Annotated in this window: 11 protein-coding genes; 4 read left to right on the top strand and 7 right to left on the bottom strand. The window is 61.2% G+C overall.

The annotated features are described in order from the left end of the window. Nucleotides 1-21: 21 nt before the first annotated feature. Nucleotides 22-189 (top strand): hypothetical protein, encoded by a 168-nt coding sequence (locus tag HDE78_RS01510; RefSeq protein WP_179476753.1) that lies wholly within the window; start codon nucleotides 22-24, stop codon nucleotides 187-189. A gap of 210 nt (nucleotides 190-399) precedes the next feature. Here HDE78_RS01510 and HDE78_RS01505 read toward each other — a convergent pair whose 3' ends face one another. Then, entirely contained in the window at nucleotides 400-831 is a 432-nt protein-coding gene (locus HDE78_RS01505) for a BLUF domain-containing protein (RefSeq protein WP_255457543.1), read from the bottom strand. 50 nt (nucleotides 832-881) lie between these two features. Beyond that, the gene (locus HDE78_RS01500) at nucleotides 882-1,118 is read right to left on the bottom strand and encodes a hypothetical protein (protein WP_179476751.1); all 237 of its coding nucleotides are present in this window, start codon (nucleotides 1,116-1,118) and stop codon (nucleotides 882-884) included. Nucleotides 1,119-2,063: 945 nt separating this feature from the next. On the opposite strand from HDE78_RS01500, the gene HDE78_RS20925 reads away from it, so the two are divergent. After that, the gene (locus HDE78_RS20925; protein WP_255457542.1) at nucleotides 2,064-2,189 is read left to right on the top strand and encodes a hypothetical protein; all 126 of its coding nucleotides are present in this window, start codon (nucleotides 2,064-2,066) and stop codon (nucleotides 2,187-2,189) included. Between the two features lie 220 nt (nucleotides 2,190-2,409). Here the strand turns inward: HDE78_RS20925 and HDE78_RS01495 are convergent, their stop codons facing one another. The 5 genes from HDE78_RS01495 to HDE78_RS01475 all read right to left on the bottom strand — a co-directional run bounded on the left by HDE78_RS01495 (nucleotide 2,410) and on the right by HDE78_RS01475 (nucleotide 9,558). After that, entirely contained in the window at nucleotides 2,410-3,609 is a 1,200-nt protein-coding gene (locus HDE78_RS01495; RefSeq protein WP_179476750.1) for an efflux RND transporter periplasmic adaptor subunit, read from the bottom strand. 11 nt (nucleotides 3,610-3,620) lie between these two features. After that, nucleotides 3,621-6,827, bottom strand: coding sequence for an efflux RND transporter permease subunit (locus HDE78_RS01490; RefSeq protein WP_179476749.1), 3,207 nt, complete (start codon nucleotides 6,825-6,827; stop codon nucleotides 3,621-3,623). 276 nt (nucleotides 6,828-7,103) lie between these two features. Continuing rightward, a complete protein-coding gene (locus tag HDE78_RS01485) occupies nucleotides 7,104-7,544 on the bottom strand; it encodes a MarR family transcriptional regulator (RefSeq protein ID WP_179476748.1) in 441 nt (146 codons plus the stop codon). Beyond that, nucleotides 7,541-8,983, bottom strand: a complete 1,443-nt coding sequence (locus tag HDE78_RS01480) for an MFS transporter (RefSeq protein ID WP_179476747.1) — start codon at nucleotides 8,981-8,983, stop codon at nucleotides 7,541-7,543. The genes HDE78_RS01485 and HDE78_RS01480 overlap by 4 nt, the downstream gene beginning before the upstream one ends. A 233-nt stretch (nucleotides 8,984-9,216) precedes the next feature. Beyond that, on the bottom strand, nucleotides 9,217-9,558 hold the full coding sequence (locus tag HDE78_RS01475; RefSeq protein WP_179476745.1) for a helix-turn-helix transcriptional regulator: 342 nt from the start codon (nucleotides 9,556-9,558) through the stop codon (nucleotides 9,217-9,219). 79 nt (nucleotides 9,559-9,637) lie between these two features. Between HDE78_RS01475 and HDE78_RS01470 the strand changes: the two genes are divergently transcribed. Both HDE78_RS01470 and HDE78_RS01465 read left to right on the top strand, forming a co-directional pair. Beyond that, nucleotides 9,638-10,732, top strand: coding sequence for an NADH:flavin oxidoreductase/NADH oxidase (locus tag HDE78_RS01470; RefSeq protein ID WP_179476744.1), 1,095 nt, complete (start codon nucleotides 9,638-9,640; stop codon nucleotides 10,730-10,732). A 127-nt stretch (nucleotides 10,733-10,859) separates the two neighbouring features. Continuing rightward, nucleotides 10,860-11,795, top strand: coding sequence for a Ku protein (locus HDE78_RS01465; RefSeq protein ID WP_179476743.1), 936 nt, complete (start codon nucleotides 10,860-10,862; stop codon nucleotides 11,793-11,795). The last annotated feature ends 6 nt before the right edge of the window (nucleotides 11,796-11,801 follow it).

Raw genomic sequence — 11,801 nt, 5'->3', positions numbered from 1 at the left:
CGGTTCATTCCGCCGCACCGAATGGAATTAGTTCGCCGCAAAAATTCTTTTGAGCATGATGGACGTATCGAAGCCGGCCGCACTGCAAACGCGTTGCGCACCTTTGAGCTGCTGTTGATCAACGTGAGCGTTGGTCATCTGCTGGCACTCATTCGAAGTGCGGTGGAGAAGCCAAACGAAGTGCAGTGAGTAAACGCTGTACGCGATGAGCAAACCCAAGCCAATTCTTGCCGTATTTCCCACGTCGCTACCTCGTGAAACGTTTTGGGATCGTGGGAACGCTACTAAATTTTAGGCACAAAAACGCCAACCAGAAGGAGCGGCGCAGAGGGGGGGAGCACCACCGGTCTTGATTAGAACGTCCGCATCTAAACATGGCGGCCACAGACCACGTTGTATTTACCGCTCGTCCGTCGAAACCGAATCAAGGAACCTCATGAGCTGCCGCATCCCTGGAGAAGCGGCAGAGTGATCTTCGGCCCGGGGTGTCTCACGTGTCCACTGTTCCTGGCTCAGCTGTTGGATGACGCTGCGTGGCGCGTCTCGAAACCCCATGAACCAGTGGCGAAAGAGCCGCTGGGGGATTCGTCGCTGTTCCAGCTCAACCAAGTCGCTGTGAAGCGCCGAGCGACGAATGCGGCCATAGACGTGCTCAATGTCTGCCGGAAGACCTTCAATGTACTGGATAAACTGGTTGCCGCCGAACAGCAGCACGCCAGTCACCCCTCTCTGCGAATTGAAACTGCGAGAGTCCATCAATAGTCGGTCGAGATCGAGCGGCACCGTGGGGTGGGTCGATCGGCTCATGTATACAACGCCAACCAAATCCATACGATCGCTCAACTCGTGGGTAACTTGCAGTTGCCTATAGTGACCCGTGCTCATAAAGCTGGCAATGCCGGCAAACCGCGATGTTTCAACGAGTGACCCGTGACCGTTACATCGAGCGGCTCATTCTTGAGCTCGGCTCGTTGCTTCGCCGCATCAATGACTTTTTGTGTGAACGCTATCGACTCTCCCACCTGGCCGTTGGTGCCCTTGAAAGTCATGGCCGCATCCGCCAACTCGTCTTGCTTTGGCTCGCGATCAAACTTCGTCCCGCGATAGGCGATGATCACCTCTTTGGTGTCTTTGTTTTGACATGCCGTCGCCTGAAAGCCCGTCTCAAGGTCGTCAAAATGATCGAGCGGCCGTTAGGTCACGCCATCAAGTTTGACTTCTCTATACGTCAGGCCCTCCGGCCCACGGCTCTCGACCATGGGATCCTTGTAGGCGTCTTGGCTCAACAACGCATAGTCTGTTGAGCGCGTGGTCATTGGAAATTCTCTCTGGCCGTAAACGTGACGGAGAACGTGTTGGCGGGGTCCTTAATGCGGAACGATCAGCTTCGTCATAGGTGCTTCTCAGACGCGAACGCGCTGAAGGCGCACACGGTTGATCGGCGTCAAAGTCGAAGGGGTAGCCGTTGCCAGACGCCGAGTACCTCGTTCCTGGAAGGCTTGCTTATCTGCGATTCGCCCATGGGATGGTATCGACGTGATGCATGTCACCATCACCGTGCTCCGTGCTCCGTGCTCGGTGTTTCGAGTGTGCCCCTATAGCGGCACGGTAAAAAACCAAGGGCTGCACATTCAGAAATATCCGCAAGCGAAGCGTGATGAAAGCTGCCGTCCATGGCTGAGGCCAGGTGACCACGGCCATGGTGCTTCTTACCAACAGGCGATGGAGATAGGCCGCGCGTCGGGTATCGGTAGAAGCGTGGCTCGTACACGCTTGTGCTCAAGGCGCGTAACGCGATGCCGGGCATGGTCCGTGCGACGCGTAGTCCTAGGCCTACAAGCGACAACTGCGCTCCCTGATACTCGACGCTCTTGCTGCGGCGCAAACTTAAACTGCTGCGCGCATTCGGCCGGGTATGACAGCGTTTGGTAGTAGCCGATGCGGCAACGTCAAATAGAGCTGACAACCGGCTAATTCTTTCCGATGCGGGATGCCTCATGCTTGAAATCCGACCAGCACGTAAAGGCTTCATCGTGTTCGATACCGATGAACAGGAACCCATCATGCGATTCGACAATCGGGCCGACGCCACCGACCTGGTGGCGGAGCTGGTGATGGCCGAATCACGGGAGCAGCTGCAGGCGTGGCAGTCGCCTCAGGCACGAAAAAAGTTTTATCTCGTGCGCTAGGCGATTGATTGGTCAGCTTTCCAGCCGCCCGTCGACTGGCCTAGCATCGTCGATCGCCAGGAATGAGGCATCGTAAAATTGGCTGGGCCAGATCGGTTTTCGAATGCATGCCCAGTGACTACCAGCTCAAGTGTGACGCCCTACTGTCGTTGTCTGGTTGAAAGTCGTCGACGGAGGATTCATCCCAAACTCCACGCGACGCTGCTGGGGATCGGCGCCATCAGTGGGCTTCTTTCTTTCTTGCATCATCTGCACTTTTTCCATCCTTGGCGATATCCACTTGTTCGCCTTCATACAGCGAATCCGGCGGGCTCAACACAATGCGTGATTGGGCATCGATGCCTTCGGTGATTTCCACCGTGCTGCCGAAGTCTCTTCCGATGGTGACGGGCTGCAGATGGATGTGGTTCTGCGCGTCGACCAGGGCCACGCGCAGGCCTTCGCTGCGGAAGAGCAGGGTATTGGCCGGGATGATCACGTTATGTGTGGCGCTTGCGACGCCGAGTTTGACGTTGGCGTAGACGCCAGCGACGAGCGACTGGTCGGCGTTGTCCAGGTCGATTTCGGTGCGTAGCGTTCGGCTGTTCGCATCCAGTGCGTCGGCGGTGCGCGCTACCGTGCCGGTGACCGGCTTGTCGCCAAAGCTGCTGACCGACACTTGCACGGGCATCCCTACGTGCACGCTGCCGGCGTAGATTTCCGGCACGTTGACGAAGACGCGCAGCTTCGACGTGTCGGCAATCACGAACAGGTTGCTACCGCTGGAGCCGGCGTCGACCAGTGCGCCGACGTCGAGGTTGCGCTGGGTGATGACCCCGTCGAACGGCGCGTTGATGTATTTGAACTGTTCCATGTTTTCCAGTCGGGCGACGTTCGAACGATCCGCCTCGACGGTGGCGAGGCTAGCGCGTGCCTGCGAGTCGTACTGATCGCCGGTCTGCTTGGCGACCAGTCCGGTCGCGACCAGCTGGTCGTAGCGCGTGGCGGTCACCTGCGCAAACTTGGCGTTTGCTTCATCGCTGCGCATCTGCGCCTGACCTTGGCTGAGCTGATTGTCGACGTCGGGCGTATCGAGGTCGGCCAGCCGCTGACCTTTCTTCACCTTGGTACCGATGTCGACGTACCACTTGGCGACGTAGCCGGTGGTGCGTGCGTAGATCTGCGCGTCCTGCCAGGACGATACCGTGCCGGGCAGGCTCACCGATTGATCGCCCGGTGCCGCCTTCGGTGTGAGTACAGCCACTGTCGGCGTGGCGTCGCGGTTGGTTTCGTCGGCGAGTTGGTGATGCGCGTGCAGCCGCTCGACGATGCCGTAGACGGCGAGCGCGACGAGTATCAGCGCCAGAATGATGAGCACCAGCCGTGCGCGGTGCGTCGAACCCGGCGGCTGGCGAAGTGGTGAGCTGGAATGATCGGGCATGGGTCGGTATCTCAGTCGGCAGCCGCATGCTGGCGCGCCTGATGGCGCCGATGCAGCAGGCTGAAGAACGTGGGGACAAAGAAGAGTGTGGCTGCGGTAGCCAGCAGCAGGCCGCCGATCACGGCGCGGCCTAGCGGAGCATTCTGTTCGCCGCCTTCGCCAAGGCCAAGCGCCATCGGCACCATGCCAATGATCATGGCGAAGGCCGTCATCAGCACGGGGCGGAAGCGACCGTAACCCGCTTCGATCGCGGCTTTTACCGGGTCATCGTGATGCGCCAGCCGCTCGCGCGCAAAGCTGATCACCAGGATCGAGTTGGCGGTCGCCACGCCCATGCACATGATCGCGCCCATCAGCGCGGGCACGGACAGCGGCGTGTGCGTGAGGAAGAGCATCCAGACCACGCCCGCCAGCGCGGCGGGCAAGGCCGCAATCACGATCAGCGGATCGATCCAGGTTTGAAAGTTCACCACGATCAGCAGATAAACCAGCCCGATCGCAAACAGCAGTCCACCGATCAAACCGCGATACGACTCGCCCATGGTTTCCACCTGGCCACGCACGGTGATGTCCGAGTCGCGCGGCAAGTGTTTTGATGCTTCGTCGACGATCTTCTGTACGGCGCTGCCCACGCTGCCCAGATCGGTCTGGTCCACCGACCCAAACAAATCCAGCGCCGGTCGGGTGCTGTAGTGCGATACCACGGCGGGACCGGCGCTGCGCGAGAAGGTGGCCACGTTCTCGAGTATCTGACCTGCCGTGCCGCCGGCTGGAGCGCTCGTACTGCTGGCGCCGTTCACCGTAGCGCCTGTGGCGCCGCTGGCGCTAGTAATCGACAGGGTTTTCAGATCCTGCAGGGTATCGAGCCGGTACTGCGGCGTCTGCGTGGCGATGGTGTAGCTGACGCCGGATTTGGGATCGACCCAATAGGTGGGACTGACCTGCGACGAACCGGCCAGCGCAGTGAGCAGATTGCTGGCGACGTCCTGCTGGGTCAGACCGACCAGGTTGGCGCGAGTGCGATCGACGTTGACGTTGATCTGCGGCAAATTCTGCGCCTGTTGGATATGCAGGTCGACCAGGCCTGGCACATGCGCCAGCTTGCCCAGCAGATCGTTGGCGATCTTGGACGCCGTCTCGGGGTTGTGTCCGGTAACCTGCACGTCGATGGGCGCGGGCGAACCGAAGTTGAGGATCTGTCCGATGATGTCTGCTGCGAGAAACGAGAACGTCACGCTGGGATATTTCTGACGCAGCTCCTGCCGCAGCGAGCGCACGTAGTTGGCCGTCGGATGATGATCGTCGTTCAAGGTGACGAAGATGTCGCCATCGGAGGTGCCGATAACGCCGGTGTTGCTGTACGAAAGGTTGATGCCGCTATAAGGCAGGCCCAGCGTATCGACCACGCTGCTGAGCTCTGCTTTGGGCACCGTCTGACGGATGACATTCTCGATGCCATCGGCCAGCCGCGCCGTCTCTTCGATGCGCAAGCCCGTCGGCGCATGGAAGTGCAGCTTGATCTGACCACCGTCCACGTAGGGAAAGAAGTCGCGGCCCAGCCAGGGCACCAGCAGCGCGACCGACAGCGCGCAGGACGCAAAGAACAGAACGGCAAACAGTCCGCGATGCGACTCGGCCGTTTCCAGCGCGCGACGATAGCCCCCGCGCGTGCTTTCGAAGCGACGTTCGAAGCCCGCCTGGAAACGGCTGAGGCGACCGCTGGGCTGCGCGTGGTGGTCGTGTTTTTTCAGCCAGTAGAGCGACAGCGTCGGTACCAGGGTTCGCGACAGCACATACGAGGCCAGCATCGCAAAGACCACCGCTTCGGCCAGCGGCGCGAAAAGGTATTTGGCGACGCCGCCGAGAAAGAAGATCGGCACAAAGACGATACAGATCGACAGCGTCGAAACCAGCGCCGGCACGGCGATCTGATGCGCGCCTTCCAGGATCGCGTCGTAGACCTCCTTGCCTTCCTCCAGATGCGAGTTGATGTTTTCGATGGTCACGGTCGCATCGTCGACGAGGATGCCGACCGCCAGCGCCAGACCACCGAGCGTCATGATGTTGATGGTTTCGCCCAACGCAGAGAGCGTGATGATCGAGGCGAGAATCGACAGCGGAATCGAGATGGCGATGATCAGGGTGGAGCGCCAGGAGCCGAGAAACAGCAGAATCATCAGGCCCGTTAGCGCCGCGGCGATGACGCCTTCGCGGATCACGCCGGATATTGCCGCACGCACGAACAGCGACTGGTCGGCGATCGGCTTGATCTGCAGGTTTTCAGGAATGGCGGCGCGAATGCGCGGCAGCATGTTGCGCAGCGAGTCGACGATATCGAGGGTGGAGGCATTGCCGATTTTCAGGATGGACATCAGCACCGCACGCTGCCCGTCCACCCGCACGATATTGGTTTGCGGCGGCGAGCCGTCGTGCACGTGTGCCACGTCGCGGATATAGGTGGTGATGCCGTTGACGGTATGGATAGGCGCGTTGTTGAGATCGCTGATCTGCTGCGGACTTCCGTTGAGCCGCACGCTGTATTCGATATCGCCGACTTTTTCGGTGCCGGCCGGCAGGATCAGATTCTGCGCGCCAATGGCCGTCACCACATCACTGGGCGCCAGCCCGTGCGACAGCAATGCCTGCGGGTTTAGATCCACCTGGATCTGCCGCTGCTTGCCGCCATAAGGGTAGGGCGTGGCTGCGCCGCGTACCGACGTGACAAAGGTACGCACGATCTGGTTGGCGTCATCGAAGATGGTGGATTCGGAAAGCTCTTTCGACGACAGCGCAAACTGCAAAATGGGCACGGTGGAAGCGTTGTAGACGATGATCAGCGGCGGCGTGGTGCCCTGCGGCATGGATTTGACCGCCGACTGCGCCACGGCGGTGATCTGCGCAATGGCCATGTCCACGTTGACGTTCGGCTGAAAAAACACCTTCACCAGACCGACCCCGTTGAGCGACTGGGTCTCGGTGTGTTCGACGTCGTTCACGGTAGTCGTGAGCGAACGCTCGAAACCGGTGACGATGCGGTTGTTCATGTCGTCGGCGGGCAGGCCGGTGTACTGCCACACGACCGACACCACCGGGATATTGATGTTCGGGAAAATATCGGTCGGGGTACGCAGGATTGCCAGGGGCCCGAGAATCAGTAGCAGCAACGCCAGAACGATGAACGTGAGCGGGCGCTCGAGCGCAATTTTGACAATCCACATAGGCGTCTTGGTCCGTCGATCACTCGCGCGGCGTATAGCCTGTGCGCAGCGTATGGTTCACTGAAGACCGGAATAGTAGCGTGGGCCGTTTCTTTAATTTCTTAGTGCAACAAGCGCGCGCGGCCTATCCGCAGGAAACCTCGAAATACGACAGGTGTATCGGCAGTTATTACGACGCGTATTCAAATTTACCTTTTGTGTATCAGTCACTTGTCGTGTTTGGTCCGATACGCAGCGGCACACAACGCGTTTGATGAAACATTTTTTACCCAGTGGTCAGCGCGCTGCGCGATCGATGCGCTCCAGGATACGGCGCAGATGGGCAAGATCGGTTTTGGACAGATCGTGCACGCCCGGCGGGGCATCGTCGCGCACGGTGCGTCGGACCAAGTCGATCATCTGCTTGCCTGCGCTGGTGAGTGATACCAGCTTGGCGCGCTTGTTTTCCGGATGCGGGTAGCGTTCGACCAGGCCGCGCGCTTCCAGATCGTTGACCGCGACGGTGGTGGCGGGCGCATCGCTACCGGTCGCCTCGGCCAGCTGGGTCAGTGTCATCGGTGCATCGAACAGCCGCCGTAGCACGCGCGTGCGGCTGAAGGGCAGGCCGGTGACTTCGCTGACTTTTCGGCGCCATTCGCCGCGGGTTTCCCAGACCAAGCCGACCATCATCTGCCAGAGTTGGTCCGCTTCGTTGCTGCGTTGGGCCGGCGCGGTCATGCTGCCGCTCCGGTTGGCGCCTCTTCCAGCAGATGCGCGGCGTGGCGGGTGGTGTCTTTTGCCCAGGGCGTATTGGACAGCCACGCGAGAAAGAGCACAGTTACCCCGCCGCCGGTGATCATCCACCAGAACGGATGCGACGCTTCGGCAAAACCGTTATGCACGTGTCCGGCGAGGATGGTACCGGCCAACGCAACGCCGAGGGAGGCACCGATCTGCCGGCTGGTGGATGCGACCGCGGCGGCCAGTCCGGCTTGTGCCTTGGGCATGCCGGATACGGCGGTATTGGTGATCGGCGCATTCACCATGCCGAAGCCGATGCCGAAGATCACGTACGTCAGCAGCAGAAAGGGCAGCGGCGTGGTCGCCGTCAGCTGCGTCATCATCAGTGCGCTGATGACCGTGGCGGTACCCGAGGCCAGTAGCGAAGGCCGCGTGCCGTAGGTGCCCACCAGTCGCCCGGAAAGCGGCGAGCAGAGAATCGTCGCCAGTGCCAGCGGCAAGGTGCACAAGCCGGTATGGAAGGCCGACAGGCCACGTACTTCCTGCAGGTACAGCGCATTGAGAAAGAGGAAGCCGGAGAAGGCCGAGAAACTGCAAATCGCGATCAGGGTGGCGCTGCTGAAGGGCGCGCTGCGGAAGAACCGCACGTCGATCAGCGGCTCGTGGCGACGCGGTTCGTAAACCAGCAGTGCGATCAGCGAAAGCGCGGCGGCGGCGAACAGGCCGATGATCGTGGTCGAGCCCCAGCCGTCGTGCGGGCCCTCGATCACCGCGTACGTCACCGAGGCCAGAATGACGAGCACCAACAACTGTCCCACCGGATCGACGCGCCGCGCCCGCGGCGCCTTGGACTCGGGAATATAGCGAGCGGCCAGCAGCATCGCTGCGGCGCCGATAGGCAGGTTCACCCAGAAGATCGAGCGCCAGCCGACGCTTTCGGTGAGCGCGCCGCCGATCACCGGACCCAGCGCCATCGACACACCGGCGACGGCACCCCACACGCCGATGGCTCGTGCGCGCTGTTTCGGTTCGGTAAAGGTGTTGGCGATGATCGACATGGCGACCGGATTGAGCATCGTGGCGCCGAGCGCCTGCACGATGCGAAACGCGACCAAGCCGTGGATGTTCGGTGCCACGCTGCACAGCAGCGAGCCCAGCATGAACAGCGCCATGCCCAGCTGGAACACGCGGCGGCGCCCGAAGCGGTCGGCCATCGAGCCGGCCAGCATCAGCAGGCTGGCGACCACCATGGTGTAAGCGTCGATAACCCACTGCAGCCCCGATACCGACGCGGCGAGATCGTGCCGGATCGACGGCAGCGCCACGTTGACGATGGTGGCGTCCATGGCGACCATCAGCAGGCTCAGGCAGCAGATACCGAGAATGAGATTGGGGTGGCTGTTGGCCCGTCGGGCGTCGCCAATAGTTGTATTCATACAACTATTGTTGATTAACAACTATCGCCTGTCAACGTTCGAGCTTTACCGAGAAGGCGCGCCTATTGCGCCTGCCACGACGCGCGCGCATCGGATCGCCTGCAATGGTGGTTCGAGCTTGTCGCGACCGCCAAGGCAGATAACCGCCATCTGGCGCTCAACCGAGGACAGTTATCGGAAGACAGCGCGCGAAAGCTCAGTCTCATTCGCCAACGTGCGTTGCCAGCAGGGTGTCAATGCGTAGCCTTTTGTTCTTCGGCCGGAGAGCCGCCGTCCGACGCCTGCGCGAGAATCGCCTCGAGCAGGCCTGGAAAACGCGCATTGAGTTCGCTGGCGCGCAGCGTGTTCTGGTGCACGGTGCCGGCGGCGCGCGTGTGCACCAGACCGGCATCGCGCAGGATACGGAAATGGTGCGACATGCTCGACTTGGGCCGGCCGCCGTCGAGTTCGCCACAGGTGGCGGCTTCCACGCGCGCGAGGTGGCGAACGATCTCCAGCCGCGCGGGATCGCTGAGCGCATGAAAAATGCGCTCCAGCGTTAATTCATCGGCATTGGGATGTTTGTACGGGCGCATGCGGCAAATGGTACGTCTTTTGACGATCGCTCGATAGTTCGACTATTATCGAACATTGGTAACTGAATCGGAAACTCCCATGCCTTCACTGTTCGAACCGTTCAAATTGAAAGATGTCACCTTGCGCAATCGCATCGCCGTGCCGCCCATGTGCCAGTACTCGGCCGAGGACGGGTTGATCAACGATTGGCACCATGTGCATCTGGCCGGCCTGGCGCGCGGCGGCGCCGGCCTGTTGATCGTCGAGGCCACGGCGGTCTCGCCCGAGGGGCGTATCACTCCGGGATGCACCGGGATCTGGAACGACGCGCAGGCGCAGGCATTCGTGCCCGTCGTGCAGGCGATCAAGGCAGCCGGCGCCGTGCCCGGCATCCAGATTGCCCATGCCGGTCGCAAGGCCAGCGCCAACCGGCCCTGGGAAGGCGACGATCACATCGTGGCCGACGACGCGCGTGGCTGGGACACGATCGCCCCGTCGGCGATCGCCTTCGGCGCCAACCTGCCGAAGGTTCCCAAGGCGATGACGCTGGATGATATTGCGCGCGTGCGCGCCGATTTCGTGGCGGCGGCCAAGCGCGCGCGCGACGCCGGCTTTGAATGGTTGGAACTGCATTTCGCCCATGGTTATCTGGGCCAGAGCTTCTTCTCGACGCACTCCAATCAGCGCGACGATATCTACGGCGGCAGCCTGGAAAACCGCAGCCGCTTTCTGCTGGAAACCCTGGCCGCCGTGCGGGAAGTGTGGCCCGAACATCTGCCGTTGACGGCGCGCTTCGGCGTGATCGAGTACGACGGGCGCGACGAAGAGACCCTGGCCGAGTCGATCGAGCTGACCAAGGGTCTGAAGCAGCGCGGATTGGACATGCTCAGCGTCAGCATCGGCTTCTCCACGCCGTCGGCCAAAATTCCGTGGGCGCCGGCCCTACTGGCGCCAATCGCCGAGCGAGTGCGTCGCGAAGCCGGCCTGCCGGTGTCGTCGGCGTGGGGCTTCGGCACGCCGGAGCTGGCGCAGGCCGCGGTGCAGAACAACCAGCTCGATCTGGTGATGATCGGCCGCGCGCATCTGGCCGATCCGCACTGGCCGTACAAGGCTGCGCTCGCGCTGGGCATCGAACGCCCGTCATGGACGTTGCCAGCGCCCTACGCGCACTGGCTGGAGCGCTACTCGGCCTGAACCTTCGGTTCGCCTCACTCCCGGCTACTGGCCGCTTCGACGAGTAGCCGGGAGCGTGGCATGCGCATGTCACAGCCGGTTCACGCGCTTGTCCTTTAACTCGTCGGACATCTTGCGGAGATCGGCCATGGCGCGTCCTATCTGGACTGGAACCTTGTCGTTTGGACTGTTGAATGTGCCGGTCTCGCTGATGACCGGCTCGCGTTCGGTCGACCTGCATTTTCGAATGCTCGACAGCCGCAGCAAAACCCCGATTCGCTACGAGCGGGTCAACGCGGAAACCGGCGACGAAGTGCCGTGGAAAGACATCGTCAAAGCCTTCGAATACAAGAAGGGCAGCTACGTGGTGCTGGAAAAGGACGATCTGAAATCCGCCGCCTCCGAAGGGCGCGAAGCGGTGGAAGTGGAGGCCTTCGTGGACGCCGCTTCCATCGGCCCGGAGTACTACGAAAAACCGTATATCCTCGTGCCGGGCAAGAAAGCCGAGAAGGGCTATGTGCTGCTGCGCGAGACGCTGAAGCGCACCGGTAAGATCGGCATCGCACGCGTGGTCATACGCACGCGTGAATACCTGTCGGCCGTCATGCCGAAAGACCACGCGCTGGTGCTGATGATTCTGCGTTTTCCGCAAGAGCTGGTCGATGTGTCGGAATACACGATTCCGGAAGGCAACGTATCGAAGTATCGAATCGCGCCGAAGGAGCTCGACATGGCAGAGAAGCTGATCGAGTCGATGTCGGGCGAATGGAAGCCGGGTGATTTTCGCGACGAATTTCGCGAGCGGCTGCAGAAGGTGATCGCCAAACGGATGAAGTCCAAAGGCCTGGTGACGCCGGCCAGTGACGATGCCGAGGCCGACGACGCGTCGGAGAATACGTCCACCAATGTAGTGGACTTCATGGCGCTGCTGGAAAAAAGCCTGGCCTCCAACAAGCGTACGCCGGCCAAAAAGCATGGCACGAGCGCCGCCAAACCCGCTGCAAAAAAGGCCACGAAGAAAGCTTCGCCTGCGAAGAAGGCTGCCAAAAAAATCACCAAGAAGGTCGTGCGAAAGGCCGGCTGACGACCA

Source organism: Rhodanobacter sp. K2T2 (assembly GCF_013408815.1).
Taxonomy (GTDB): domain Bacteria; phylum Pseudomonadota; class Gammaproteobacteria; order Xanthomonadales; family Rhodanobacteraceae; genus Rhodanobacter.
Note: the sequence above shows the minus strand (reverse complement) of the source record. Positions and strands in the feature narration are given on the sequence as shown.

Excerpts from the sequence above, each read along its gene's own strand:
- HDE78_RS01470 (WP_179476744.1), top strand. The coding sequence starts at position 9,638 with ATGCCTTCACTGTTCGAACCGTTCAAATTGAAAGATGTCACCTTGCGC.
- HDE78_RS01495 (WP_179476750.1), bottom strand. The coding sequence starts at position 3,609 with ATGCCCGATCATTCCAGCTCACCACTTCGCCAGCCGCCGGGTTCGACG.
- HDE78_RS20925 (WP_255457542.1), top strand. The coding sequence starts at position 2,064 with ATGCGATTCGACAATCGGGCCGACGCCACCGACCTGGTGGCGGAGCTG.
- HDE78_RS01510 (WP_179476753.1), top strand. The coding sequence starts at position 22 with ATGGAATTAGTTCGCCGCAAAAATTCTTTTGAGCATGATGGACGTATC.
- HDE78_RS01505 (WP_255457543.1), bottom strand. The coding sequence starts at position 831 with ATGGATTTGGTTGGCGTTGTATACATGAGCCGATCGACCCACCCCACG.
- HDE78_RS01465 (WP_179476743.1), top strand. The coding sequence starts at position 10,860 with ATGGCGCGTCCTATCTGGACTGGAACCTTGTCGTTTGGACTGTTGAAT.
- HDE78_RS01490 (WP_179476749.1), bottom strand. The coding sequence starts at position 6,827 with ATGTGGATTGTCAAAATTGCGCTCGAGCGCCCGCTCACGTTCATCGTT.
- HDE78_RS01485 (WP_179476748.1), bottom strand. The coding sequence starts at position 7,544 with ATGACCGCGCCGGCCCAACGCAGCAACGAAGCGGACCAACTCTGGCAG.
- HDE78_RS01475 (WP_179476745.1), bottom strand. The coding sequence starts at position 9,558 with ATGCGCCCGTACAAACATCCCAATGCCGATGAATTAACGCTGGAGCGC.
- HDE78_RS01480 (WP_179476747.1), bottom strand. The coding sequence starts at position 8,983 with ATGAATACAACTATTGGCGACGCCCGACGGGCCAACAGCCACCCCAAT.